Here is a 25,449-nt window from a genome sequence, read left to right as displayed (position 1 = left end):
AATGATCCAAGACAATCCCGCCCTCATCGAAGCAATCCGTAACCGGTTCGCGCATGTCGATTCCTGCCCGTTTCAAGGTGAACGGATCTTTTTCGAGAACGCAGGTGGTGCGTTGACGCTGAAATCAGTCGCGGAAACCTCGGCCTTTTATGCAGCGATCCCGGACAATCCGGGCCGTATCAACCCAGCGGGGCAGGGCACCCAGGGCGTCATCAACAAGGCCAAGCAAGATCTGGCCGTGTTCATGAACGCCTCGTCTGGTCAGTTCTTTGCCGGGGAAAGCGGGACGGAACTGTTGTTCCGCATGATCCGCACGGCCTGCTTGGCCGCGCCAAAAGGGTCCAAGGTGATCGGGTCGTCCATCGAGCACCCCGCTACCCGCAGTGCCGCGCGACGTTGGGCTGAGATCGCAGGTCTGGACTATGTCAACGTGCCCCATGACAATGAAACAGGTCTGGTAACACCTCAGGACTATGCCGCACTTATGACTCCGGATGTGGCCGTGGCGACGATCCTGCATGCGTCACCCGTCACGGGCATGGGTATGGATGTCGCTGCAATTTCTGCGGCCATTCGGGCGGTTGCGCCGGACTGTTTGATTGTTGTTGATGGCATCCAGCACGCGGCACACGGGCAACTGGACCTGGATGCGTATAATGTCGATGGCTACGCGATCTCGCCCTACAAAGTTTTCTCGCGCCATGGCTATGGCATTGCCTGGATCTCTGACAAGCTAAGCGCGCTGCCGCATGATATGCTGATCGACGCACCCGCCACAGGGTGGGAGTTCGGTACCCGCGACACCGGGTCTTACGCGACAGTATCGGACGTGGTTTCGTATTTCGATTGGCTGGGTGGCGAAGTTTCGGATGAAACCGACCCTCGCAAGCGGATCGAGGCCGCAGGTCACGCTATTCACGCCTATGAAACGCATCTGACCAACACTGCAATAAACGGCACAGGCAACCTGCCGGGACTACGCGACATGGATCACGTGACCATTTTGGCAGGGGCAGAAAACCCGGCGCGCGAGGGGTTGGTTTCTATCGTGGTCAAAGACAAAGCCTCGGAAGACGTAGTTGAAGTACTGAACCAGCAAGGCATCCGCACCCACACCCGCAAAGCGGACCACTATTCGGGTAATGTTCTGACACCGTTGGGTCTGCCGGACTGTATCCGCATTTCGTTTTGCCACTACAACACAGAACAGGAAATCGCTCGTCTTCTCGCTGCGGTAAATGAGCTGGGTGGCGACTGACGGTCCCGCACATCAACGGAACTGAAACGTTTCCGCAAGGCAGGATGATCAGGATGGGGCACTTCGATTCAGAGTTCAAAGTAAGCCGGGGTTGCCCGGTTGAACTGAAGCGCTTCATCTTCCTTGCAATGCCGGGGTTTTCGGCACTTGATCTGGGCTCTGGCGTTGACGCATTGGCCGCCGCCAACAAAGCGGCAGAGCAAATTTTGTTCCGTTGGAAGATTGTCAGCGAAGACGGCGCCCCAGTGGTGTCATCAGCGGGTATGAACATCGCGGTTGAGGGCGCACTGCCAGCGGTCCAGAACGGCGATTGCATTGTTGTATGCGCCTCCATCGACACCCAGAAGGGACCAACATCGGAAAGGATCAATGCCTGGCTTCGAAAGGCCACACGGCAGGAGGCTCGGCTTTGTGGCTTGGGTGGGGGAGCGCTTTATCTGGCCCTCATCGGATTGGCGCAAAAAGGCAAGATCTGCGCGCATTGGCGCTTGCAGCCGGTTTTTGAGGAAACCTTCCTGAAACTGGATCCTGTCTGCACAATCTATGAAGAAGAAGCCAATTTCCTGTCCAGCGCCGGCGGGGCTGCGACGCTTGATCTGTTTCTAGCCTTAATTCGGCAAACAGCGGGTACGGCGATTTCGAACCGTGTTGCGGACGACCTGCTGTGCGCGTCGGTGCGACCGGGCGATAGCCGTCAAACTATGACTGACCGTTGCAGATTGCAGCATAGGAACGAAAAACTCTCAAGGGCGGTCGCGGTGATCCAAGACAGTCTGGAAGATCCTCTCCCTACATCCATGCTTGCACAGAAAGTCGGAATATCTACGCGCCAACTGGAGCGTCTGTTTGGGCGTTATCTGGGATGTACGCCTAAAACCTATATGACGAACCTGCGGTTGGACAGAGCACGCGTGCTGTTGCAACAGACCCATATGAGCGTGATCGACGTCGCCGTCGCATGCGGCTTTTCCTCTGCCGGTCATTTTTCAAAGCTGTATCGCAGGCAATTCGGAATCTCACCTCATATCGAGCAGAGCGCGCCTTAGGGCCAACATCTAATGGTTGGCAGAGGCTTTCGGACCAAGATTTGATCCGAACACCTCTCCCGATTTGCTTAACCGCGCATCCGGGCATTGTCCGGATCGTAAAGCGGGCGCAGGCTGGCTTGTGCCGTCACAGTCCGTCCCGCCACCTTCACCTGATAGCTGCGTGCCGCAAGAGCTTTCATCGTCATGCCTTCGGGCCGCGAAACATATCCCATGCCAATGGCCCCACCGACGCTCCAGCCATAGCTGGCCGAGGTCAAACGCCCAACGATTTCCCCATCGCACAGGATGGGTTCTTTTCCAAAGATCAGGGCGTCTGGATCGTCGAGCCGCAGTGACAGCAAACGGTTTTCGGGGCCTGCCGATTTGCGGGCAACAATGGCCTCTTTACCAGTAAAATCAGTTGTGAAGTCACATGCAAAAGTCAGGCCGCTGTCTACCGGGCTGTCATGCGGGCCGATGTCGTGGCCCCAATGGCGGAAACCTTTTTCGATCCGGCAGCTGTCTACTGACATGCCACCGCAAAGGCGCGGCGCGTCAGGGGCGGCCATGATGGTCTCGAACACTTGCTGCGCGAATTCGGCCGGGATGTGCAATTCCCACCCTAGCTCGCCCACATAGGTGATCCGCTGGGCGCGAACTGGCGCGTGACCAACATGCAGGGACTGCCACGATCCAAAGGGGAAGGCGTCATTCGACAGATCCGCGTCCGTCAGCCCGGCCAGGAAGTCCCGCGCACGCGGGCCCATCAGGGCCAGCGTCGCCTCAGATGAGGTGACGTTGACAACTGAAACCGAGGTGCCTGTCAGTTGCGTTTTCAGCCAATATTCCGTTTGCGGTTCAGCCCCGGCAGACGCCATGACCAAATAGCGGGATGTGCTAAGCCGAGCGACGGTTACATCCGCTTCGATCCCGCCTTGTGGGTTGAACATGTGGGTATAGATCAAAGCACCCGGCGCGACGGCCATATTGGCCCCGCAAAGCCGTTGCATCTGTGACTCGGCATCCTGCCCGTCGACGATGAACCGCCCAAAGGTCAGGTCGATACAGCCCAGATCGGTGCGCAGAGCCTGATGTTCTGCTTGCCAGTCGTCGAACCACGGCTCGCGTCCGAACCCATCCGTCATCTCGCGCCCATAGTAGAGCGGACGTTCCCAGCCATTGGCGCTGCCGAATTGCGCGCCCGCGTCGCGTAGATGCGTATAGTAGGGCGTCCGCCGCAAACCACGTGCCTCAGTCTTGCGAAGATAAGGCCAGTGCATAGCATAGGCATGCCCAAGAGTTTCGGCGGCCTTGGTCGCGGTGTAGCTGCGCGCGTTCAAGCCAGGCACGATGCGGCGGCTGTCCACATCGGTGAGGTCCATGGTCATGTGACCGGCCATGATCCATTCAGCCAGTGCCTTGCCCGCGCCGGGCCCGTTCTGGATGCCAGTTGAGTTGAAACCTGCGGCGACCCAATAGCCTTTCACATCCGGGACCAGCCCCAGATAGTGTTTGGCGTCCGGGGTAAAACACTCAGGCCCGTTAAAGAACTTGCGAATGCCGGATTCAGCCAGCGTGGGAACCCGCTCCATTGCCGCTTCGAGGATGGGGTAGAGGTGTTCTTCGTCGCAGGGCAGTTCGTCGAATTCGAACGTCTCGGGCAGGCCATCCTTGGGCAGCCAAGGGGTCGCGTTGGGCTCGGAACAGCCGATCAGCAGTTTGCCCGCATCCTCTTTGTAATAGGCGTATTCATCCATCACCCGCAGGACAGGCAGGTCTCCGGTCACGCCCTCAATCGGGTCGGTGACCACGTAATAGTGGTTGGTGTAATGCAGCGGGATCTGCACCCCGTGAGTCAGGCCAAACTCGCGCGCCCACATGCCGGTGGCGTTTACCACATGCTCGGCGCGGACCAGACCTTCGGCGGTTTCAACGCCGACAGCGCGCCCGCCTTCGATCACAACGCGGGTGACCTTGGTATCTTCAAAAACCTGCGCGCCGTTCATCCGCGCGCCCTTGGCCAGAGCCATCGTCGTGTCGATGGGATTGGTATAGCCGTCGCCGGGAAACCAGAACGCGCCCTTTGCACCGTCGACGGACAGCAGAGGCCAGCGATCCTGTGCCTCTCTCAGGCTGATCTCTTCTGCGCGCAACCCGCATCCATGGGCATAGTCGACCTTGCGCCGCAGCTCCTCCATGCGCGCCTCGGTCAGAGCCACAGTCATCGAGCCGTTGCGCTTGAACCCGGTATTCTGCCCTGTCTCGTCCTCGAGGCTTTCCATCAGGTCGAGGCCGTATTTCGCCAGCGCAGACATGACCGGCACACCCTGCGTTTCGCTGACCAGACCGGCGGCGTGCCATGTCGTTCCGCTGGTCAGTTTCTTGCGCTCGAACAGGGCGACCGACCAGCCTGCCTTGGCGAGGTGATAAGCGGTCGCGCAGCCGACAATGCCGCCGCCAATGATGGCGACCTGAACGTCCGTCGGAAGAGATTTCGCCATGGGTCTTATCCCCGCAACCGGTCGTTTTCAGGATCGTAGAATGGTACGGTCGCCACAGTCGCATTGACCGGAACACCTAGCACTTCGATCTGGTAAACGTCTCCGGGCTTCGCGGCCTCTGTCAGATAGCCCAGAGCGATCCGCTTGCCGATGCGGAAGCCGGTGCCGCCCGAGCTGACATAGCCCACCGGCTTTCCATCCCGGCAGATGGGGTCGGAAGACAGCGCGTCGGCGCCGTGGCCGTCGAGTACGAAGGCGGTGAAGTGATAGTCTTTCGGCTGCTCAGCCTGCGCCAGAAACGCGTCGCGCCCGACAAAGCTGCTTTTCTTCTTACTGACAAAGCGATCCAGACCGGCGTCAAAGGCAGTATATTCGATGCCGAAATCAGCGCCCCAGCCGTGATAGCCTTTCTCAAGCCGCATGGCGTTCAACCCGTAAGAGCCGAACTCGACAATACCGTGAACTGCGCCTTGCTCCATGATAGTGGTGTAGACGCGGACCAGATCCGCGCTGCGCATGTGCAGTTCCCAGCCCAATTCACCGACATAAGACACCCGCAGCGCGATGACCGGTGCACCTGCAATGGTGATCTCGCGCACCGACATCCAAGGGGCGTTTTCTTTGGACAGATCATCCTCGGTCAACGGTTGCAGCACCTCGCGCGATTTTGGTCCCATGACCATCAGAGCAGCGTCAAAATCAGAGCCTCGGGTCAGGGTCACGCCCTCGTCCGGTAGGAATTTCGACATCCAGTCGTGATCGCGCTGATCGGCCAGAGTGGGGCCGCAGAGCAGGTATTTGTTCTCATCGAGCCGCGCAATCGTGGCCTCGGACCAAATCTTCCCCTTGGTGGTCAGCATATAGGACAGCTTGACCCGGCCCACGGCGGGCATTGCGCCGCAGAAGACACGATTGAGGAACTCGGTGGCCTTTGGTCCTTCAACCTCATACCGGGTGAAGCCGCCGTGATCCATAACGCCAACCCGGTCGCGTACGCCTTCGCACTCAGCTTTGACCGCATCGTGCCAGACCTCGTGATGGAAGCTCAGCTGGCTATCATCCTTGATTTGGTCCGTTTCAAACCAGAAGGCGCGTTCCCATCCTGCAACCTGCCCAAACACTGCGCCTTTGTCTTTGAGCGTCTCGTAAAGCGGCGTTGTCTGAACTGGTCGGCCCGATTTCCACAAGCGATGCGGGTAGGGGATCGCGTATTGGTGCTCATACAACTCACTTGATCGTTTGACAGTATAGTCGAACGTCGCCCACTCCTCGCCAAAGCGGCGCGGGTCCCAGAAGGACATGTCCCATTCGGTTTCGCCTTCGGTGATCCACTCGGTCAGGGTTTTCGCTGCTGCTGCTGAGTGGGTGATACCCACCGGGAAACAGCAGGCATGGTAGAAGTTCGGCAGACCAAACGCCGGACCGCAAAGCGGCGCGCCATCGGGGCTGTAGGGGATCGGACCATTCACGAAGCGGCTGACCCCGGCCTCACCCAGCAGCGGAACATGTTCCAATGCGGCTTCGAGGATTTCGGCGATGTCGTCGACGCTGTCGGGATAAAGCTGATTGGCAAAGCAATCGGGCATCCCGTCCAGCCATGCGGGCCGGCCTTCGTGACCGTATGAGCCCAGCAGCAGCCCGTTCCGCTCTCGCCGTAGGTAGTACATGATGTCTGGGTCGCGGACGAGCGGGAAGTTTTCCGGATTGGCTTCAAGTTCCGGCAGGCTTTCGGTGACCAGATACTGATGTTCCAGCGTGACAACGGGCAGTTTCTGGCCGACCATCTCACCGACCTGACGACCGTAATAGCCCCCGGCGTTGATCACGATGTCACAGACAACATTGCCCTTATCGGTCTGAACCTCCCACTCGCCGGACACGCGGCGACTAATGCCGGTGACTGTGGTGAACCGCGCGATCGCCGCGCCCTGATCCCGCGCGCCTTTGGCCAGTGCCTGAGTCAGTTGGCTTGGGTCCACGTCACCCTCATACGGGTCGAAAATCCCGCCGATGATGCTGTCACCCGAGCTGAAATAGGGATGCATGTCGTCCATTTCGGACGGGGTGAGCATCGCCATGTCATAGCCCAAGCCTTTCGAGATGCCGACAAGATGACGGAACAGGTCCATGCGTTCGGGCGTGTGGGCGGGCCAGAACGCACCGGTGTGGCGGTAGGTGATCGGATAGTCGACCTCTTCCGCCAGTTCCTTATACAGTTGCCAGGCGTAGTTGCCCGCGCGCATGCCGCCCCAGCTGTTGGCATAGGTGGGGATGTTACCTGCTGCGTGCCAGGTCGATCCGCTGGTCAATTCGTTCTTTTCGATCAGCAGTGTGTCGGTCACCCCGGCTTTGGCAAGATGATAAAGGGTCGAGACACCAACCGCGCCGCCCCCGATGATCACAACTTTGGTTTGGCTTTTCATGTGTTTAATCTTTCAGATGGATGGGCAGGCGAGCGCGCAGGGCGGCCTCGATATCGGCCGGCAGGTGGGAAGGCGCAGGCTGCGCTTCGATCTCGGCAACGCGGGCTATGGCTTTGTCCCAGACGGTTTGCGCACCGCTTTCAAGCCAGTCATTGACGCTCTGGCGATCGCCCAGAGACGGATAGACGTATTCCTTGGTCATCAGATCCAGGGTCTGAGCGGTGCCGAGGAAGTGCCCTTCGCCGGTCACGACCTGTTCGATCATGTCCAGATCAATCGAGCCTTCGAACATTTCAACGCCGCGCACTGAACGCAGGATGGCACCGCACATGTCGTTGTCGATCACCAGAGCTTCTTTGCTAGCTGCCATGATCGAGCCCAGCATACCCACGGACAAGTTTATCATGTCAGCGCCGCCCTGTGCGGCCAGCGCAATTGTATAACCCTTTTCATAGCCCGACTGCGCGTCCGCCGTCTTGGCATCGGTCATGCCCGCTGAAACGGTTGAAGGCAGGCCGAGGTTCAAAAGCAGTTGCGCAGCGGCAGCATTGGCCACAGCAGCTTCGCCAGAACCGCCGGTCATAGCGCCAGTCCGCAGGTCGGAAATGAACGGCAGGAACGCTAGAATACATGGAAAGCCAGGCTGCATCATGTTGACCAGAACCAGACCGGCCAGAGACTCGGCCAAACCCTGTGCCAATGCGCCAGCCAGCGCGGCCGGACTTGTTGCCCCCGCCTGCGCCGCTGAGCAAATCTGCAGCGGTATCCCCAATCGGACGCATTCACGCATCACCCCGCAGGCCTCTTCGGCCAGCGTCAGCGGTGGCACCACGTGACAAACGGATGCGAAACAGAAGGGCTGCGCCTTGAACGCGCCGTTGGCGCCTAAAGCCGCGTCGAACATTTCAACCACGGGGGTTACACTGGCGGGCTCGAAAAAGCTTGTGCCAATGGGTTTCGAGGTCGCCTTCATCGCGGCAAATGCCGTGTTGATATCCAGGGTCAGCGGGTCTTCCAGATCCCGGGCCACAACAGGACGCAGGGAATAGTGAATGCTGTCGCAGGCATCCACGATGCGCATCAGGCTGTACAAGTCTTGTAACGTGCTGTCGCGGAACGTATTTGTGGCGGCGTCAAGCACTTGCACCGCTGCGCCACCGGTACCGATATGGACGCGACCGCCGCCAACCTCGATCCCGCGATCCCGATTGAAACCGGGCAGTTCTACGCGTTTACACGCGCCTGCGATTATGTCCTCGACCAAGGTGCGTGAAAAGGTGATGCGGCCATCAGCCCGTTCCGTCGCCCCATTCTCTAACGCCAGTGTGCGAATGTCTTCAGGTGCGCCGGACACACCAATTTTTTCCAAAATGTCGAAGGCGGTATCGGTGATATGCACCAGTTTGCTGTTATCCAGCGGCATAAATTGACCGCCAATGGGCGGTAAAGTCATCTGTGGCGTCGCGGAACCAGAAGCCCGTCTTGATCGTGTTCGCCGCATGAGCGCGTCCTTGATGAGGTGTTTTCCCGCGCATCTTAGGAAGGGTGTAGTTTTAGCTCAATTCCATTATTAGCTGATTTTTGTGAATGCAATTCATTCAAATACACGGCGTAGCCTATAAACTTACGCACCGAAGTCTTCATGTTTCAATGAGGACGATACCGCCCCGTGAAAAGTCAACTATGTGGCGTTGACGTAACCACGCCACGTTCGACCCAATCGTCGAAAAGCGTCAGAACGGCGTCGCAGAACGCGGTATCGTTGATATGGGCGTCCAGTTCGGTCATTGGCACCTGATCAGGCATCACTCGGCGGGCTTCGTCGATCAATTCGGCTAGTGCTTGTGGGTCATACGCCTCTTCACCTTCCTTGTCCCAGGCTTCGATGCCTTGCAGTGGCAGAAAGAAATGCGTTGGTCCTTTTGCTGTACCCAATCGATTGGCGAGTTCCCAAATCCAGGCGCGCCGTTCGGCTCCGTTGAAGACCGAACTTTTGATCAGCCGGTTGTGTTCGTGGAAAGGCCGGTCGGCATAGTGTTCGGGGATGTCCTGCCATCCCGCAAAATCCAGCAAATCCAGCGCGCCGGGGGCGACCATCTGCGGGATACCCATGCGCCCGGCATTGGTAACCCGGTCCTCGCCGCTTGAAACGACAGAGCCCGCCATGAGGTTTCCGAATTCCTGCATACAGAAATCCATCACGCAGGCGAACGCGCCTTCGCTGGCCAGTTTTTCGTAGGCCATGCCACCCATCCCTGTGGAATGAAACACGGCCACTTCAAACCCGCGCTCTTCCAGTGCTGGTTTCAGGGTCTTCATGTACCGAAGGCAGGACGACCCCAGGCTGGTCATGCCAACCAGTGGCTTGCTACGGTCCGGTGCAATGGCGGCCTTTGTCGCGCCGACCACCGCCCCAGCCGCCTGACTGAGCGATGATTGGCAGATCGAATTCATGCCATAGAGCCCGCCAGCCCAAAGGATCATCTGAATATCGGGGGCCAGCCGGTGTGGCGGGATAAGCGGTGAAAAGCTGACGGTTGAGACAATGTATTTCGGCACGCCCATCGGCAGCGCCTGCGCACAATCCAGCGCAAGGTCGGTGCCCATTGTACCGCCGGTGGCCAGCATCCCGTCAAACCGTCCGTCGGCATAGGCCCGTGCAACCACTTTGGCCGCCCCGGCAGACATGATGCGGAAGGCTTTATTTTCGTCTCCTTGGGCGATGACCTCATCAATTGTCATGCCACCAGCTGCGGCCACGTCATGCTTTGAGATGTCAGTTGGTGCAGAGGGATCGCCCAAAACAGACACATCCATCGTCAATACAATGGCACCCTGCGCTTGAATTGTTTCTTCGATAAACCGCATTTCGGGTTCTTTGGTGTCGTAGGTGCCGATCAACAGGATTGTTTTTTTGGTCATTTGTGCCTCAATTGTTTTTCGGCGGTCAGAGTTTGATCCAAGCGGTTTTCAGATCGAAGTACTTTTCCATTGCATGCAGCGACTTGTCATGCCCGTTGCCCGACTGACGAACGCCACCAAGGGGAACAGTCAGGTCTGCGCCTCCATAGGTGTTCACGTGGACAACCCCGGCACGGATGCCTGCGACCATGCGATGCGCGCGGCCCAAGTTCGAGGTCCAGACCCCGCCCGCCAACCCGTAAACGGTCGCATTGGCCAAACGGATCGCGTCTTCTTCGTCCGTGAAGGGCGTGACGGCCAGAACAGGGCCAAAGACTTCGTTTTGGAACAGCGTGTCGGTCTCTTTCACCCCGGCCATGACCGTCGGGGCCATGTAATAACCACCAGTCTCGGTCAGAATACGGGCGCCACCTGTGCGGCGCTCAGCGCCTTCCGCTTCGGCTGTGCTCACGAAATCCAGATTGGCCTCCAGTTCGGACAGGCTGTGAACCGCGCCGATCTGGCTATTCAGGTCCAACGGATCGCCAACGCGAAAGGCTGAGGCGTGGCGGGTGATTTCGGAGACGAAGTCCTCGTAAATCTCCTGTTGGACCAACAAGCGCGATCCGGCGACGCAGACCTGGCCCGCATTGCGGAAAATACCAGCGGCTGAAACCTTGGCCGCCTCGGCAAGGTCCGGGGCATCGGCAAAGACGATGTTCGGCGATTTGCCGCCCAGTTCCAAATAACTACGCTTTAAGTTGGACCGCGCGGAATATTCCAAAAGCCGCCGCCCTGTCGCGCCGGACCCGGTGAAGACAAGGATGTCGACATCCATAGACAGCGCCAACGCTTCGCCGACGACTGGGCCGCGCCCCGTCACCACGTTGAACACACCGTCTGGCACCCCGGCCTCAGCTGCCAGTTCGGCGATTTTCAACAGGCTGAGCGAAGCGCTTTCTGCTGGTTTCAAGACCACGGAGTTGCCTGCCGCCAACGCCGGGGCGATTTTCCAGCTACCGATCATCAAAGGGAAGTTCCACGGCACAATCGCGCCGACTACGCCGACGGGTGCGTGATGTATCAGACCCAGAATGTCGTCACCCGTGGGGGCGATCTGGCCGTAGAGCTTGTCGATGGCCTCGGCATAGTACCGGAACGTTGCCGCAGCCGAGAGCGCCTCGGCCTTATAGGCCATATTGATCTCGGTCCCGTTGTCGCGAACGCCCAGAACAGCAATCTCCAGCGCTTGGGCTTCGATCAGGTCGGCCAGCTTCATCAACACTTTCTTACGGCCCGCAGGTGCCAGTCGTGACCAGCGCCCATCTTCAAACGATGCCCGCGCCGCACGTACGGCGGCGTCGACATCTGCGGCACTGCCTTCGGCGATCAACGCCAGCGGCTGACCGTTGATCGGGGAATGAACCTGATGCTGAGCACCGGTTTCACCATCCTGAAAGCGGCCGTTTATGAAATGTCCGCGCGGAGCGATTGCCTGAGTGCGCAGCGCGTCAATCGAGGACTGATCCATGAGGCTTTATCCTTGCTGTGTCGTGTCTTCGTCGAGAACCGGTTGCGGTTTGACGCGGTCCTTGTGTTCCTGGATCAGAGAGCGGATGTGCAACAGTATGATCCCCAGGATCATCACAAAAAGGACTGCCGCGATGGGCCGGTCGATGAAATCAAGCGGTGATTTCACCCGGGCCATGGCGCTGCGCAGTTTGACCTCCATGATGCCACCCAGAACCATACCCAAAATTATGGGTACGATCGGCAGGTTCAGGCGTTTCAGGATCAGGCCAAAAACGCCGAACCCGGTCGCAATCGCGCAATCGGTGATCGAGTTTCGCAGGCTGTACACGCCCACAAAAGAAAGGGTCAGGATCATGATGCCCAGAAAGCGGGTTGGAATCTGAATGAGTTTCAGCAGCAGATTGGTCGAAAACAGCAAAAAGATCAGAACAACCACGTTCAGAAGGATCAACGCCATATACAGAGCCATGACAAAGTCCATCTGTTCCGCAAACAGTTGCGGGCCGGGGATCACGTTGTGGACGTAGAAAACCGACAGCATCATCGCGGTCAGAGCCTCACCCGGAATGCCCAGCGCCAAAAGCGGGATCATTGCGGCCCCCGGAACAGCGTTGTTGGCGGCCTCAGACGCCACCAGACCTTCGGGCGATCCTTTGCCAAAAGCGTCGGGATCTTTCGAGCTCTTCTGAGCGTAGGTATAAGACAGGAACTGGGAGGTGAATTCGCCGGTGCCTGGCACCATACCCATGAGAACACCCAGTGATGACGATACGGTGGCGATGCGCTTCAGGCCCAGAAGCTCTTTTAGGCCGGTAAATATATTGCCGCGAACATGGGCTTCGCCAGGAGCGTGTTCCTTATCGACCAGCAAAAGCAGCGCTTGGCTGATGGCAAACAGGCCCAATACAACAACGATCAGATCGACGCCCGATGACAGCCAGGTTTGCTCGAAGGTGAAACGCCGCGTGTATTTGACAGGCTCAAGCCCCACCGTGTTCAGGAAGATGCCAAAAAACGCCAGCATCGCGGCGGAAAAGGTCTGTCCACGATGGGCCAGGATCACGAGTAAAATACCCATGAAAGCGGCCAGAAAAATCTCGCGACTGCCGAAATGCGGGGCGACCCAGGCCAGAACGGGCGAAAGGACAATTAGGCAAAGGATCGAAAATATACCACCAAAGAACGAGGCTGAATAGGCCAGCGACAAAGCCCGATGGCCTTCGCCGCGTTTGGTCATGGGATAGCCGTCATAGGTGGTCAGGGCGTTCACGGCCGTGCCTGGGGTGTTGATCAGAATGGCCGGGATTGCGCCGCCATACATGGATGACCCGTAGATGCCCAGCAGAAGGGTCAGCCCAACGATAGGTTCGAAAGCAAATGTAGCAGGCAGCAGGATCGCGATGGCCACGGCGGCGCCCACGCCGGGCAAGGCGCCAATGATAACACCCCCGACAGAGCCGATGATCAGCGCCACCATGACTTGCCACTGGGCCAGAATTGCAAATCCAGAAATCAGATTGTCCATTGCGGCCTCATAGATAGGTCAGCGCAAAGGCGCGCAGCCCGTCGGGCAGGTATTCATAAACGCGACCAGCGGGGATGTTCACCTGCAGTAGCGCCCGAAAGACGATTGCGACTACCGCGCCAAAGACAAGGGCGATGCAAAAGGCCCCGGGCAAGCGAAACCCCAGACGGACAGTTAAAAGGGCTGCAAACAGCATGGTCGAGGGCAAGTATCCAAGCCATGGAACAGCAACAACGTAAATCAGAAAATAGACAACGTATTCAAGCGATTTCAGCCAAAACGTGATCTCTCGCAAACGGCCTGGAATACGTGGTGACAGGAATGAGCTCAGCAAATGCAGACCGCTGAACACAACCATGCCCCAGATCGCGACAGTTGGCCACAAAGCAGGCTGCGCAAACCACTTTGTCCGTTTGACGACCTGAGTTTCGCTTCCAAGCTGGCTGAGAAGGAACAGCGAGAACACGAAGAACATCGTGGCAAACACGATGTCACCGGGGCGTCGATAGCGCCGGAACATGTCTTGCAAGGTCTTTGCAATCATCGTGGCCTCCTGTTGGATGGAAAGAGGCCCGGCAGTGTAAAACGTGCCGGGCCCGTTCCGGTTTATTCGCCCAGGATCTCTTCGATCTTGGCGAACGAGGCTTTGTCCTGCTCGATCTGAGCGTTGGAGGCATCCGGATCCTGCCAATAAATCAGAGCGCCGGTTTCCTCGGCCAATTGTTTGGCCTTGTCAGAGCTCAGCGCCTTTTGAGCCGCCGCCGAAATCTTTTCGCGGGCGTCCGCTGGGGTGTCCTTGTGGACAAACAATCCGTTCCACAGGGCCAAAGGCAGATCCGGGTTTAGTTCAACGACTGTTGGTGTATCGGGCACCAGCGAAATCCGCTCGCCGCCGATGCTGGCAAGGACGTTCACCTGATCCAGACAGGGCAGGATAAGCTGAAGGGTGGTGTTGATCACGTCGACGTCGCCCGATGCCAAAGTGTTGCAGTCCAGCGCGTCAAACGCCGCTTCGCTGGCAAAGTCGAACCCGCTGCTGACGGCTGCGGCAAAGGTCACCTGGGTCGGTGGTAAAACGGAACCGAAATGGCCAAGTGCGACGTCGTTTTCCTTGCCGTGTTCCGCCAGCTCTTCCCAGCTTGAGAAAGGCGCATCCTTGCTGGCTGCGATCACGAAGGGATAGGTCAAGAAGATCCCGATGGGATCAAACGGGTTGGGGTTGAGCTCGGGGATGCCGATTTCGGGACCAATGACTGGCACGCCGATGACAAAAGACCCGATGGTGTAGCCGTCCGCAGGGGCGGTTGCCACCTCGACGGCACCCGGGAACGGACCACCGCCACCGCCGGGTTTGTTCACGACAGCGGCTGGAACGCCGTACATGGCTTGAAATTCATCGGCGATCATCCGCGTCAGAACATCTTCCAGATCGCCCGGAGGCCACGGCACCACAAAGCTGACCGGCTTTTCGGGGTACTCGGCCAGTGCAGCGGTAGCTGATGCCACTAAAGCCGCAGCTGTAAGAAATTTCTTCATTGACTCCTCCCATACGTGGTTCATTATTTGATCCGCGTTAACAATAATAATGTTGCTTTGTTAAGTTAGTTCTGTCAAGTATTCCCTGAGTAAGAGGAAGTGAAACACATGGGCACAGCCCTTAACGCCTTAAAAATGCTGGATTACTTTTCAAGCGCGCGACCGGAAATCGGGCTGAGTCACTTTGCGCGACTGTCCGGATTGAACAAGGCAACCGCGCTGCGCCACCTGCGTGCGCTTGAGGAATACGGTCTGATCGAACAGAATCCTATGACCAAGTCTTATGCTATCGGACCGGCGGCCTTGCGCCTGGCAGCGCTGCGTGAAATCGCGCGACCAGGCATCGAAAGTGCGCGCCAGAAAATGCAAATGGCGATGCAACGCGTTGGCGAAAGCCTGCATCTGTCGCTGTTGGAAAAGACTGGGCTGCAAACCGCATTGGTGGTTGAAACAACGCGGCACAGCGTGCGCGTCAGCCTTGACCCCAGTGAGATCCTGCCGATCAATGCAACGGCCTCGGGTCTTTGTATGCTCAGTTTTGGCCCACCCAGTTTGATGGAAGATTTGGATCACAAAGAGCAAGCGCGCTTCACGGACGCCACGCTCATTGATCCTGAAATCATCAAAGAACGGGTTGCGCGGATCAGCGCCTCAGGCTGGGCCAACAGCAACGGCAGCTATGAAGAGGGCGTCTTTGGGTACGCCGCGCCGATTTTTGGTATTGATCAAGTCGCTCTGGGGACCATTGCAATTGCTGTGCCAGAAGGCCGCGCCACCGACGACCGCCTGCCATCCATTCTGTCTGCATTGCACACTCTTTCGACGGACCTGACCGCCGATTTTGGCGGTCAGTTACCCGACACTTTTCCCACTGAATTCCACCCATGACCGAGGGTGAACGATACTTCCGGAGGCCCGCACCATGAAAGACTCGAACTTTCTGAAGGAAAACAACGCCCGTTATTTCTGGCACCCGATGGCGCATCCTGCCGACAGTCAAAAGAACCCGCCGACCATTTTGAATGGCGGTGAAGGTGTCAGCATTATCGATGTTGATGGTCACAAAGCGCTGGATGCCGTGGGGGGGCTGTGGAACGTCAATTTGGGCTATTCCTGCGAACCGGTGAAACAGGCCATTGCCGATCAGCTGAACGCGTTGCCCTATTACTCGACCTTTCGCGGAACCAGCAATGACAAAGCCATTGAACTGTCTTATGAGCTGGCGCAATTTTTCGCACCTGACGGTTTGACCCGCGCGTTCTTTACGTCGGGTGGATCGGACTCTGTCGAAATTGCGCTGAAGCTTGCACGGCAATACCACAAGGTCAGGGGCGATGCTGGTCGCACCAAGTTCATCAGCCTCAAGCAGGGCTATCACGGCACACATTTCGCGGCTGCATCCGTCAACGGCAATCAAAAGTTTCGCGCGGTCTATGAGCCGATGATGCCGGGTTGTTTCCACGTGCCCGCACCCTGGACCTATCGCAACCCGTTTGACGAGACGGACCCCGAGCGTCTGGCGCAACTTTGCGTCAAGGCGTTGGAAGCCGAGATTGCGTTTCAGGGGGCGAACACGGTTGCGGCGTTTATCATGGAGCCGGTTCTGGGGGCAGGGGGTGTGATCCCACCGCACAAAAGCTTCATGCCCATGGTGCGCGAGGTGTGTTCCAAACACGGTATTCTTTTGATCTCTGACGAGATCATTACCGCATTTGGCCGCACTGGCAGCGAAAGCGGCGCGCGGCATTGGGGCGTTCAGCCGGATATCATGACAACAGCAAAAGCGATCACCAACGGGTACTTTCCTTTTGGCGCGGCAATGATTTCGGGCGCTGTCGCTGAAGTCTTCGAAAAGGACACCACGGGGCTGGCATCTGTCGATCAGGGCTACACCTATTCCGGCCATCCGGTCGGGGCCGCTGCGGCGCTGGCTGCCCTGTCCGAGATCACCCGTTTGCGGGTCTGGGAAAATGCAGCGGCGCGCGGGGATGAATTGTTTGCCGGGTTGCAGAAGCTGGCCGAAAAGCACGATGCGATCGGCGACGTGCGCGGTGGCGAGGGCTTGATGTGCGCGCTCGAACTCGTTTCTGATCGGGCGACCAAAGCCCCAATTGCCAAACACCTGCCGTTGCAGGTTCAGAAAGCGGCTTACGAAGATGGCGTAATGGTGCGCGTTTCCGGCAACAACATCATTCTGTCGCCACCGCTGATTATCACGTCAGATGATGTGACTAAGATCCTGTCAGCGTTGGATACGGGTCTGTCGACTCTTTGAGCGTTCAATCGGCCTCGTCTACCAAAGGCGAGGTCAAACTTTAACTGCTTGTAGTTCTTCAAGAAGATCCAGCAATTGGTCCAGCTTTTCACGACCCATCTGAGCCTCGATATTGCTGGAGATCGCAAGTGACGTGGCCAGGTTTTTCTTAAGGATGGACCGGCCTGCATCCGTGATCGTGACCATGGTGCGGCGTTTGTCGTTACTGTCCTGGCGGCGGGTGATCTGGCCATCAGCCTCCATCGTGCGCAAGATGCGGGTCACGCTTGGAAGCAGCAGACAAGCCTCATGCGCAATGGTGCTTTGTTCCACTTCGCCCAGCTCGTCCAGCACACGCAGTATGCGCCATTTCTGCTCGGTTATCTGGATGCCTTGCAGCATGTCCCGGATCGGGGCCATGACGGTTTCACGGGCACGCAACAGCGCGATAGGAAGGGACCGGGCGGTGCTCTTGGTGTGGCTTTGAGTGGTCATGCGGCCTTCTAGAGCGGTGGTTCGGAAATTGCAAAGATTAACAAAGCAATCTCTTGACGTGGGGCGCATTAAATACTAAACATGTTAAGTAATAAGGAGGAATCATGCCGCATTTCCACGTCGAATATTCCGGAAACCTGGAAGACAAGATCGACATGGGTGGCCTGTGCGAATGCATAAGGGCAACAGCTGCCGAGATCGACACCTTTCCGATGCCGGGCATTCGCGTGCGCGCAACGCGTGTGGACCACTATGCCATTGCGGATGGAAATCCGGCGCATGGATTTGTTGATATCTCGATCCGTCTGCGTGCAGGGCGGTCGGAAGACGTCAAGCAGGACGCGACGCGGCGTGTATTTGACGCGGTCAAAGCCTATCTGGCGCCGGCTCTTTCGCAAAATTCCATCGCTCTGTCGCTTGAGATGCGCGACATCGACCCAAAGCTTTCGCCCAAGACCGGCACGATCCGCGACCATCTGGCCGCGACTACGCAGGAGACCTGAAACATGAGTGCGCTGGATACGAATATTGAAAAACTAACGGGATTCCTGGCCCGGTTCAGGGAAGCCGGTATCCGCAATCGTATCGCTGGCGAAGACCGGGACGGGTCCGAAGGAGTGTTCCAATCCACTTCGCCCGTCGACAAATCTGTGATTTGCAATGTTGCTCATGGCACCGCAGCAGACATCGACGCCGCCGCCGAGGCCGCCCATGCCGCCTTTGCTGAATGGCGCGACATGTCTGCCACCGAACGCCGCCGCATCTTGTTGCGCGTTGCTGATGCCATCGAAGCGCGGGCCGAGGAAATCGCGCTGTGTGAATGCTGGGACACGGGCCAGACGCTGCGCTTCATGTCCAAGGCTGCGTTGCGGGGTGCTGAGAACTTCAGGTATTTTGCAGATCAAGTGGTTCAGGCGCGCGACGGGCAACACTTGAAATCCCCGACGCTGATGAACGTGACCACGCGCGTTCCAATTGGACCAGTTGGGGTGATTACCCCATGGAACACACCGTTCATGCTGTCGACCTGGAAAATCGCCCCTGCATTGGCTGCGGGCTGCACGGTGGTACATAAGCCCGCAGAGGATTCTCCCCTGACGGCCCGCCTGCTGGTGGAAATCGCCGAAGAGGCCGGGTTGCCCAAAGGCGTGCTGAACACGGTCAATGGGTTTGGCCCCGATGCAGGCAAAGCCCTGTGCGAACATAAACTGATCAAGGCGATTGCTTTTGTCGGCGAAAGCCGCACTGGCAGCCTTATCGTCAAACAGGGCGCGGACACGCATAAGCGCAACCATCTGGAGCTGGGTGGAAAAAACCCTGTGATCGTTTTTGATGACGCCGATCTGGATCGTGCGCTGGATGCGGTGATTTTCATGATCTATTCGATCAACGGCGAGCGTTGCACCTCATCCTCGCGGTTACTGGTGCAAGATACGATCAAGGATGAGTTCGAGGCAAAGCTGGTCGAGCGTGTGAACAACATCAAGGTGGGCCACCCGCTGGACCCCACGACCGAGATTGGACCACTGGTGACCGAGGAGCACTACAACAAAGTCACCAGCTACTTCGACATCGCCAAAAAGGACGGTGCAACCGTCGCTGCCGGCGGGGTCAAGGTGGGCGACGAAGGCTACTTTATCCGTCCGACCTTGTTCACCGATGCCACCAACCAGATGCGCATCGCACGCGAGGAGATCTTTGGCCCTGTTCTGACCTCGATCCCCTTTGCAACCGAGGGCGAGGCGCTTCAGATTGCCAACGACACGCCCTATGGTTTGACGGGCTATGTCTGGACCAACGACCTGACCCGTGCCTTACGCTTTACAGACAAGCTGGAGGCTGGGATGATTTGGGTGAATTCAGAAAACGTGCGTCACCTGCCTACGCCCTTTGGCGGGGTCAAAGCGTCTGGAATCGGGCGAGACGGCGGGGATTGGAGCTTTGAGTTCTATATGGAACAAAAGCACATCGGTTTTGCCACCGGTCAGCACAAGATCATGCAATTGGGGAAGTAAGCCCTTCAGGTGATCCCAAAACGGGGCCACCGGCACGCATCAGGAGGAACCGTCATGGGAAAGATCGTACAGGCCGCGAAAATAACGCATGTGCCCAGCATCTGGATGTCCCACACGATGCCGAAATACAAAGGTATCCGGCAATCTGCCATTGATGGGTATGCCCGCCTGCGTCAGGACGCGATAGACCGCGAAGTCGAGACGTTCATTGTGTTCGATACCCATTGGATCACCAATCAGGGCTTTCACCTGAACACGAAAGAGCACCATAAGGGTCGATTCATCAGTCACGAACTTCCGCATATGTTAGCGGATATGGAGTTTGACTATCGCGGCGATCATGAGTTGGGGAAAACGATCCTTGATGTTCTGCGCGAGCGTGGAGAGCGCGCGCTCGGCCATTCGCACCCAGATATGGGTATGGAATACGGGACCCTGTTGCCCATGCATTTCATCAACGAAGGGGTGAATGCGCGGGTCTTGCCCGTGGCTGTTAATCAATTCTCTTCAATTGCGGAAAACCGGGTTTGGGGTGAGGCCATTGCCGAAGGCATCCGGCGTTCTGACCGCAATGTGTCTGTTCTGGCATCAGGGTCTCTCAGCCATGATTTCACCCCGAATGAACGATCGGTCGAAGGGTTGAACGCGGTGAATGGTGAGTTCAATCGCCAGATGGATATGCGGGTGTTGGAATTGTGGGAGCAGGGCCGTTTTGAAGAGTTCCTTGAAATGCTGCCCGACTATGCCAAAAAATGCACCGGAGAGTGTGCAATGAACGACACCGCCCTGCTATTCGGAGCGCTGGGCTGGGGCAGCTACAAGGGTAAGATTGACATCTATACCCCATACTTTGGCAGCTCTGGCACGGGTCAGGCAAATGTCAGCTTTTCGGTCTGACATCAGGCATCAGGGATTGCTTCATTAGATCAAAACGTATCGGTTTGTTAAGACCGCTTATCTCGCAGGGTCGCTCGGGATGAGTTTTCTGCGACAACAAAAGGCTAACGCATGGATTGGGACACGTTTTCGCATTGGGGCCAGCACATTTCAAAATGGGCGGCCGATTACCATAAGACACTTGCGGAACGCCCTGTGCGCGCGCAGACCGCACCGGGGGAAATCGCAGCCCAGCTTGTGGCAACCCCACCCGATGCGGGTGAACCGATGGATGCCATCATGGCTGATTTTGAACGGATCGTGATGCCAGGCATCACCCATTGGCAACACCCACGATTCTTTGCGTATTTTCCGGCCAATGCCGCGCCCCCGTCGATGCTGGCCGAGATGCTGGTCACGACAATCGCGGCGCAATGCATGTTGTGGCAAACCTCGCCTGCCGCGACCGAGGTCGAAGGCGTCATGGTCGACTGGTTGCGGCAGGCCCTCGGGCTGCCCGAAGGTAGGACCGGAGTTATTCAGGACAGCGCCTCATCCGCCACTTTGTCGGCGGTTCTGACGATGCGGGAACGGGCCACGGGCTTTACCAGCAACCGCGAAGGATTGAACACCAAGGGCGCGCTGCGAATTTATTGTTCCGATCAAGTGCATTCGTCCATCGACAGGGCTTGCTGGGTCGCGGGGATTGGACAGGACAATCTGGTCAAGCTGCCCACGCAGGGGACCAGCTTTTCAATTGACGCCTCCGAGCTTGAAGCTGCCATTCAACGCGATCTAGCCGCCGGTCATGTCCCTGCTGGTATCATTGCCATCACGGGCGGAACCGGTGTTGGGGCCTGTGATGACTTGGTGGCGGTTGCAGATAGCGCGCAAAAACACGACCTTTACACCCATCTCGACGCAGCCTGGGCCGGATCGGCCATGATCTGCCCTGAATTTCGCGAAGCCCTGTGGCAGGGTGCCGACCGCTATGACAGCATTGTTTTCAACCCGCATAAATGGATGGGCGCGCAATTTGATTGCGCTATCCAGTTCTTACGGGACGCCGCGCCGCAGCTCAACACGCTAAAGATCGAGCCGGAATACCTCAAGACAACCGGAGCAGAGGTGACGAATTACTCGGAGTGGACGATCCCACTGGGGCGCAGGTTCCGGGCGTTGAAGATCTGGTTTCTATTGCGCTCATACGGATTGGAAGGACTGCGCGAACGCATCCGCAATCATGTGACTTGGGCGCAGGAGCTCGCTGATCGGATCGGAGCGATGGAGGGGTTCGAGATCACGACCGGCCCGATTCTAAGCCTGTTTTCGTTCCGGTGTTCGGGAGACGATGCAATGCAGCAGCGGTTGGTCGATGCGTTGAACGATGATGGCCGGATCTATCTTACCCAAGGCATGTTCGACGGCCGCAAGATCATCCGCTTTCAGGTCGGGCAATTCGATACAACCCGAGATGACGTGCTGATTGCAGCCGACGTGATCCGGGACGTGTGGGAGACACTTGAATGAAGTTTGCAACTTTCTTAGCGGGTGAGGAACGGTTTTTCGGAGCAATCACTGACGACGGTGCGATAGCACTGAACCAAGCGTTCCCCGATCACGACAACCTTTACGAGGTGATTGCCGCGGGGGCGTTCGAGCAACTTGCAAAAGCCGCTGAGGGCAAAGCCGTCACGCATACCGACTTCACCTATGACATGGTGATGCCAGATGCGCGCCGCATCCTGTGTGTCGGCGTAAACTTCCCTGACCGGAATGCCGAATACAAAGATGGCAGCGAACAGCCGAAATACATGTCGCTGTTCCCGCGCTTTGCCAGCGGGTTCACCGGTCATGACCGCCCTCTGGTCCGCCCACCGGAAAACCACACTCTGGACTATGAAGGCGAAGTGGCCATCGTAATTGGCAAGGCTGGTCGGCGCATTTCAAAGGACGATGCATACAATCACATTGCCGCGCTGACCTTGTGCAATGAAGGCACCATTCGCGACTGGGTGCGGCACGCAAAGTTCAATGTCACGCAAGGTAAGAACTGGGACAATTCGGGGGCCATTGGTCCATGGCTGGTGCCGTTCACGGACGCGGCCCAACTGGATGATGCCCGCATCCAGACCCGCGTGAACGGTGAGCTTCGACAGGACGATACTCTGAACCGCATGATGTTCCCGATCCGGCGCGAGATTGAATACATCTCGACCTTCATGACGCTTCAGCCGGGCGACATCATTGTAACGGGTACACCAACCGGGGCAGGGGCACGGTTCGACCCGCCGAAGTACCTGGTGCCCGGAGATGTTGTCGAGGTGTCCGTCGAAGGTATCGGAATCCTGCGCAACACTGTCGAGGATGAAGAGGTATGACGCCCGAAGACCACGCCCGAGCCGCCGCCGAACTGTTGCAAGCCGAACGCAGGCGCGAACAGATCGGCCTGCTTAGCCTGCGGCACCCCGAGATGGGTATGGATGACGCTTATGAGATTCAGAACGCCATCTATCGCCAGAAACTGGCCGAAGGGCGCAAGGTGATCGGGTGGAAGATTGGGCTGACTTCGAAGGCGATGCAATATGCCTTGAACATCGACATTCCCGACAGTGGAATTTTGTTTGATGACATGGCGTTTGACAATGGCGCGACCGTTCCGGCAGGCCGTTTCATTCAGCCCCGGATTGAGGCCGAGATCGCCTTTGTTATGAAGTCCGCCGTTGGTGGCGAAAACGTATCTCGCGACGACATCATCGCTGCCACGGATTACGTCGCCCCTGCACTGGAAATTCTGGACACTCGCATACAAAGAGTGGATTCCGAGACCGGCAAGGCGCGCACTGTCTTTGACACGATCAGCGACAACGCCGCCAATGCAGGCATCGTTTTGGGTGCCGAACGCCACGCAGTTGATGCCTTTGATCTGCGTTGGGTTGGGGCGCTTACCTTCCGTAATGGTGAGATCGAAGAAACCGGTCTGGGTGCTGGTGTGTTGAATGACCCTATTGAAAGCGTGGTTTGGTTGGCGCGTCGCATGGCGCAATATGGTCAGAGCATCGAACCGGGGCAGACTATTTTGTCCGGCAGTTTCATCCGCCCCGTCGAATGCCCCTCGGGCACCAAAATTCACGCGGATTTCGGGCCGTTTGGCTCGGTCGATATCAATTTCGCCTGAAAGGAATACCAATGCCTGCGCCACAAAATGCATTCAAGGCTGCGTTAAAGGCCGGCTCTCCGCAGATCGGATGCTGGGTTGGTTTGGCCAATGCCTATGCGGTCGAGATCGCTGCCACAGCGCAGTTCGATTGGTTGCTGGTTGATGGCGAACACGCGCCTAACGATCTGCAATCGATCCTCGAACAGGTGCGCGTGATTGAGGGGTCCGGCAGTGTGCCGGTTGCACGCTTGCCGATCGGCGAAACCTGGATGATCAAGCAGTATCTGGACGCCGGTGTTCAGAATATTCTGGTGCCGATGGTCGAAAGCGGCGATCAGGCGCGCGAACTGGTGCGGGCCGTTCAGTATCCACCGCATGGTGTTCGAGGTGTTGGATCATCGTTGGCGCGGGCGTCACGCTTTGCTGCGATCCCGGACTATTTGAAAACCGCCGACGAACAGATTTGCCTGCTTGTGCAGGTCGAGAACAACAATGGCATGGACGCGCTGGATGATATTCTGGCGACTGATGTGGACGGGGTGTTCATCGGACCCGCCGACCTGGCCGCCGATATGGGTCATCTGGGGGATGCGAACCACCCTGAGGTGGTTGCAGCAGTGCTGGATGCAATCCATCGGATCGTGACGGCAGGCAAGGCCGCCGGGATTTTGACACTGGACCTGAATCTTCAACGCAAGTGCCTGGATATTGGCGCAACTTTCGTGGCCACCAGCATCGACGTGACCTTGTTTGCCAAAGCAATCCGGTCTGCCGCTGTCGCGGGTCTGAGCCTGCTGCCTGATCAGACCGCAACAGGCATTGCGCAAACGAGCGCGGCCTCAAAATACCTGCAGCAGCTCTGCAAACATTGGTCGCACAAGGCCGAGATCTCCTTCGATGGAACACAGGGCAGCGTATCTTTCCCTGATGGCGATCGGGTGACATTGAAAGCAGATGCAACCGCTTTGACGGTGACCGCCACAACCGGCCCGCGAGGCGATCTGCGTCGTTGGCAACAGGTGATCGAGACGCATTTGATCCGCTTTGCGTTTCGAGAAGACCTGAGCATCGACTGGACAGCTTGATGTTTTTGATGCGGTAACCCTAAATGCTGATGTGAGGCGTGGGTTAGATCAAAAGGGTCGATGCTGAAGGTTGTTGTCCATCAAGGGTTTCACAAAACCGGAACCAGAACCCTGCAAACGATGCTGTACAGGAACCGTTTCCGGTTAAAGAACCGAGTCATTGTTTTGGTGCCACGGAATTTGAAAGACGCTGGTGTTGCCGCGCGCCGTTTTTCAGTAGTACCGGCAGAAAGAGCGCTTGAAAAATTCCGGAAGGAATTGCGTCAGGCTCTGCCGTCGTTGGATGGCCACTCTGAATTGCCGTTGCTGATCAGCAGCGAAGAGTTTGCAGGCATGATCCCGGGGCGCAAGGGTGTGTGGTCCTATGGCCAAACGCACATCCTTGCTGAAGTTATCTGGGAGGAAATCAACAGACTCATAGACAACAAGGCGCGGATCACATTCTTTTACACGAGCAGAGATACCGCTGATTGGATCAAAAGCGTGTATTGGCAGAACATTCGCGGAAACAGAATTCAAGAAGACCTGTGCGAATACACCGAACTGCTGAACCCGGGCGCGGACCTCGATGGCGTTGTGGCTCGGGTCGCAGATCAGATGTCCTCACGCGCGGACGTTATCTCTTTGAACACCTCGGGTTTAAGCGATCGTCTGTTTCCTGTCACCAAGTTGCTTTCGATTTTGAATGTACGGTCGGACGATCTGAAGCCCGTCAACAACCTGAATGTTCAGCCAGTTGGGGCAGCAGAACACTTTCTTGATCTGAACCGATCAAACATGTCGGACGAGGATGTTGTGGTCGCAAAACAAGCCTACCTGAAGAGGTTCAAAGCTTCGACATAGCGTATTGTGGGCCGTG

General features: G+C 57.4%; 21 protein-coding genes. 12 read left to right on the top strand and 9 right to left on the bottom strand.

What is annotated here, in order from left to right:
* The first annotated feature begins 1 nt into the window (after nucleotide 1).
* Together ACR3EH_RS18710 and ACR3EH_RS18705 are read left to right on the top strand one after the other, a co-directional pair.
* Entirely contained in the window at nucleotides 2-1,258 is a 1,257-nt protein-coding gene (locus tag ACR3EH_RS18710) for an aminotransferase class V-fold PLP-dependent enzyme (RefSeq protein WP_171187633.1), read from the top strand.
* A gap of 53 nt (nucleotides 1,259-1,311) precedes the next feature.
* Entirely contained in the window at nucleotides 1,312-2,304 is a 993-nt protein-coding gene (locus ACR3EH_RS18705) for a GlxA family transcriptional regulator (protein WP_171648047.1), read from the top strand.
* Nucleotides 2,305-2,372: 68 nt separating this feature from the next.
* Here ACR3EH_RS18705 and ACR3EH_RS18700 read toward each other — a convergent pair whose 3' ends face one another.
* The 8 genes from ACR3EH_RS18700 to ACR3EH_RS18665 all read right to left on the bottom strand — a co-directional run bounded on the left by ACR3EH_RS18700 (nucleotide 2,373) and on the right by ACR3EH_RS18665 (nucleotide 14,705).
* The gene (locus tag ACR3EH_RS18700) at nucleotides 2,373-4,787 is read right to left on the bottom strand and encodes a GcvT family protein (RefSeq protein ID WP_171676284.1); all 2,415 of its coding nucleotides are present in this window, start codon (nucleotides 4,785-4,787) and stop codon (nucleotides 2,373-2,375) included.
* 5 nt (nucleotides 4,788-4,792) lie between these two features.
* Nucleotides 4,793-7,210 carry a GcvT family protein gene (locus ACR3EH_RS18695; RefSeq protein WP_171187641.1) on the bottom strand — a complete coding sequence of 806 codons (2,418 nt, stop codon included), beginning with the start codon at nucleotides 7,208-7,210 and terminating at the stop codon, nucleotides 4,793-4,795.
* Between the two features lie 4 nt (nucleotides 7,211-7,214).
* Nucleotides 7,215-8,711, bottom strand: a complete 1,497-nt coding sequence (locus ACR3EH_RS18690; RefSeq protein ID WP_171187643.1) for a trimethylamine methyltransferase family protein — start codon at nucleotides 8,709-8,711, stop codon at nucleotides 7,215-7,217.
* Nucleotides 8,712-8,887: 176 nt separating this feature from the next.
* Complete coding sequence (locus tag ACR3EH_RS18685; protein ID WP_171676286.1) at nucleotides 8,888-10,132, bottom strand: Tm-1-like ATP-binding domain-containing protein; 1,245 nt, start codon at nucleotides 10,130-10,132, stop codon at nucleotides 8,888-8,890.
* Nucleotides 10,133-10,157: 25 nt separating this feature from the next.
* A complete protein-coding gene (locus ACR3EH_RS18680; RefSeq protein ID WP_171676288.1) occupies nucleotides 10,158-11,642 on the bottom strand; it encodes an aldehyde dehydrogenase family protein in 1,485 nt (494 codons plus the stop codon).
* A 6-nt stretch (nucleotides 11,643-11,648) separates the two neighbouring features.
* Nucleotides 11,649-13,169, bottom strand: a complete 1,521-nt coding sequence (locus ACR3EH_RS18675) for a tripartite tricarboxylate transporter permease (RefSeq protein ID WP_171676290.1) — start codon at nucleotides 13,167-13,169, stop codon at nucleotides 11,649-11,651.
* Between the two features lie 7 nt (nucleotides 13,170-13,176).
* Nucleotides 13,177-13,713, bottom strand: a complete 537-nt coding sequence (locus ACR3EH_RS18670) for a tripartite tricarboxylate transporter TctB family protein (protein WP_171669801.1) — start codon at nucleotides 13,711-13,713, stop codon at nucleotides 13,177-13,179.
* Nucleotides 13,714-13,775: 62 nt separating this feature from the next.
* The gene (locus ACR3EH_RS18665; RefSeq protein ID WP_171176605.1) at nucleotides 13,776-14,705 is read right to left on the bottom strand and encodes a tripartite tricarboxylate transporter substrate binding protein; all 930 of its coding nucleotides are present in this window, start codon (nucleotides 14,703-14,705) and stop codon (nucleotides 13,776-13,778) included.
* Between the two features lie 108 nt (nucleotides 14,706-14,813).
* On the opposite strand from ACR3EH_RS18665, the gene ACR3EH_RS18660 reads away from it, so the two are divergent.
* Nucleotides 14,814-15,593, top strand: a complete 780-nt coding sequence (locus tag ACR3EH_RS18660) for an IclR family transcriptional regulator (RefSeq protein ID WP_171095194.1) — start codon at nucleotides 14,814-14,816, stop codon at nucleotides 15,591-15,593.
* A 34-nt stretch (nucleotides 15,594-15,627) separates the two neighbouring features.
* On the top strand, nucleotides 15,628-16,980 hold the full coding sequence (locus tag ACR3EH_RS18655; RefSeq protein WP_171187651.1) for an aminotransferase class III-fold pyridoxal phosphate-dependent enzyme: 1,353 nt from the start codon (nucleotides 15,628-15,630) through the stop codon (nucleotides 16,978-16,980).
* A 33-nt stretch (nucleotides 16,981-17,013) separates the two neighbouring features.
* On the opposite strand, the gene hpaR is transcribed toward ACR3EH_RS18655, so the two are convergent.
* Nucleotides 17,014-17,454, bottom strand: coding sequence for a homoprotocatechuate degradation operon regulator HpaR (gene hpaR / locus ACR3EH_RS18650; protein ID WP_171187653.1), 441 nt, complete (start codon nucleotides 17,452-17,454; stop codon nucleotides 17,014-17,016).
* A gap of 104 nt (nucleotides 17,455-17,558) precedes the next feature.
* Between hpaR and ACR3EH_RS18645 the strand changes: the two genes are divergently transcribed.
* The 8 genes from ACR3EH_RS18645 (at nucleotide 17,559) to ACR3EH_RS18610 (ending at nucleotide 25,433) form a co-directional block, all read left to right on the top strand.
* Nucleotides 17,559-17,957 (top strand): 5-carboxymethyl-2-hydroxymuconate Delta-isomerase, encoded by a 399-nt coding sequence (locus ACR3EH_RS18645; protein ID WP_171187655.1) that lies wholly within the window; start codon nucleotides 17,559-17,561, stop codon nucleotides 17,955-17,957.
* 3 nt (nucleotides 17,958-17,960) lie between these two features.
* Complete coding sequence (gene hpaE / locus ACR3EH_RS18640; protein ID WP_171187657.1) at nucleotides 17,961-19,469, top strand: 5-carboxymethyl-2-hydroxymuconate semialdehyde dehydrogenase; 1,509 nt, start codon at nucleotides 17,961-17,963, stop codon at nucleotides 19,467-19,469.
* A gap of 54 nt (nucleotides 19,470-19,523) precedes the next feature.
* Nucleotides 19,524-20,366 carry a 3,4-dihydroxyphenylacetate 2,3-dioxygenase gene (gene hpaD, locus ACR3EH_RS18635; RefSeq protein ID WP_171648061.1) on the top strand — a complete coding sequence of 281 codons (843 nt, stop codon included), beginning with the start codon at nucleotides 19,524-19,526 and terminating at the stop codon, nucleotides 20,364-20,366.
* Between the two features lie 111 nt (nucleotides 20,367-20,477).
* Complete coding sequence (locus tag ACR3EH_RS18630; RefSeq protein ID WP_171648063.1) at nucleotides 20,478-21,875, top strand: pyridoxal phosphate-dependent decarboxylase family protein; 1,398 nt, start codon at nucleotides 20,478-20,480, stop codon at nucleotides 21,873-21,875.
* A complete protein-coding gene (locus ACR3EH_RS18625) occupies nucleotides 21,872-22,726 on the top strand; it encodes a fumarylacetoacetate hydrolase family protein (RefSeq protein ID WP_171187663.1) in 855 nt (284 codons plus the stop codon). Before ACR3EH_RS18630 ends, ACR3EH_RS18625 begins: the two co-directional genes overlap by 4 nt.
* On the top strand, nucleotides 22,723-23,523 hold the full coding sequence (gene hpaH, locus ACR3EH_RS18620; protein WP_171187665.1) for a 2-oxo-hept-4-ene-1,7-dioate hydratase: 801 nt from the start codon (nucleotides 22,723-22,725) through the stop codon (nucleotides 23,521-23,523). Before ACR3EH_RS18625 ends, hpaH begins: the two co-directional genes overlap by 4 nt.
* 11 nt (nucleotides 23,524-23,534) lie before the next feature.
* Complete coding sequence (locus ACR3EH_RS18615; protein ID WP_171187667.1) at nucleotides 23,535-24,590, top strand: aldolase/citrate lyase family protein; 1,056 nt, start codon at nucleotides 23,535-23,537, stop codon at nucleotides 24,588-24,590.
* A gap of 168 nt (nucleotides 24,591-24,758) precedes the next feature.
* Nucleotides 24,759-25,433 (top strand): hypothetical protein, encoded by a 675-nt coding sequence (locus tag ACR3EH_RS18610; protein WP_480634852.1) that lies wholly within the window; start codon nucleotides 24,759-24,761, stop codon nucleotides 25,431-25,433.
* The last annotated feature ends 16 nt before the right edge of the window (nucleotides 25,434-25,449 follow it).

It is taken from the genome of Ruegeria sp. BG7, from assembly GCF_056535685.1.
The sequence above is the reverse complement of the archived record's forward strand: the minus strand, read 5'-3'. Positions and strand labels throughout refer to the sequence as shown.

Bases quoted from the DNA above. Each gene is read 5' to 3' on its own strand.
- ACR3EH_RS18710 (WP_171187633.1), top strand. From the start codon at position 2: ATGATCCAAGACAATCCCGCCCTCATCGAAGCAATCCGTAACCGGTTC.
- ACR3EH_RS18705 (WP_171648047.1), top strand. From the start codon at position 1,312: ATGGGGCACTTCGATTCAGAGTTCAAAGTAAGCCGGGGTTGCCCGGTT.
- ACR3EH_RS18700 (WP_171676284.1), bottom strand. From the start codon at position 4,787: ATGGCGAAATCTCTTCCGACGGACGTTCAGGTCGCCATCATTGGCGGC.
- ACR3EH_RS18695 (WP_171187641.1), bottom strand. From the start codon at position 7,210: ATGAAAAGCCAAACCAAAGTTGTGATCATCGGGGGCGGCGCGGTTGGT.
- ACR3EH_RS18690 (WP_171187643.1), bottom strand. From the start codon at position 8,711: ATGCGGCGAACACGATCAAGACGGGCTTCTGGTTCCGCGACGCCACAG.
- ACR3EH_RS18685 (WP_171676286.1), bottom strand. From the start codon at position 10,132: ATGACCAAAAAAACAATCCTGTTGATCGGCACCTACGACACCAAAGAA.
- ACR3EH_RS18680 (WP_171676288.1), bottom strand. From the start codon at position 11,642: ATGGATCAGTCCTCGATTGACGCGCTGCGCACTCAGGCAATCGCTCCG.
- ACR3EH_RS18675 (WP_171676290.1), bottom strand. From the start codon at position 13,169: ATGGACAATCTGATTTCTGGATTTGCAATTCTGGCCCAGTGGCAAGTC.
- ACR3EH_RS18670 (WP_171669801.1), bottom strand. From the start codon at position 13,713: ATGATTGCAAAGACCTTGCAAGACATGTTCCGGCGCTATCGACGCCCC.
- ACR3EH_RS18665 (WP_171176605.1), bottom strand. From the start codon at position 14,705: ATGAAGAAATTTCTTACAGCTGCGGCTTTAGTGGCATCAGCTACCGCT.
- ACR3EH_RS18660 (WP_171095194.1), top strand. From the start codon at position 14,814: ATGGGCACAGCCCTTAACGCCTTAAAAATGCTGGATTACTTTTCAAGC.
- ACR3EH_RS18655 (WP_171187651.1), top strand. From the start codon at position 15,628: ATGAAAGACTCGAACTTTCTGAAGGAAAACAACGCCCGTTATTTCTGG.
- hpaR (WP_171187653.1), bottom strand. From the start codon at position 17,454: ATGACCACTCAAAGCCACACCAAGAGCACCGCCCGGTCCCTTCCTATC.
- ACR3EH_RS18645 (WP_171187655.1), top strand. From the start codon at position 17,559: ATGCCGCATTTCCACGTCGAATATTCCGGAAACCTGGAAGACAAGATC.
- hpaE (WP_171187657.1), top strand. From the start codon at position 17,961: ATGAGTGCGCTGGATACGAATATTGAAAAACTAACGGGATTCCTGGCC.
- hpaD (WP_171648061.1), top strand. From the start codon at position 19,524: ATGGGAAAGATCGTACAGGCCGCGAAAATAACGCATGTGCCCAGCATC.
- ACR3EH_RS18630 (WP_171648063.1), top strand. From the start codon at position 20,478: ATGGATTGGGACACGTTTTCGCATTGGGGCCAGCACATTTCAAAATGG.
- ACR3EH_RS18625 (WP_171187663.1), top strand. From the start codon at position 21,872: ATGAAGTTTGCAACTTTCTTAGCGGGTGAGGAACGGTTTTTCGGAGCA.
- hpaH (WP_171187665.1), top strand. From the start codon at position 22,723: ATGACGCCCGAAGACCACGCCCGAGCCGCCGCCGAACTGTTGCAAGCC.
- ACR3EH_RS18615 (WP_171187667.1), top strand. From the start codon at position 23,535: ATGCCTGCGCCACAAAATGCATTCAAGGCTGCGTTAAAGGCCGGCTCT.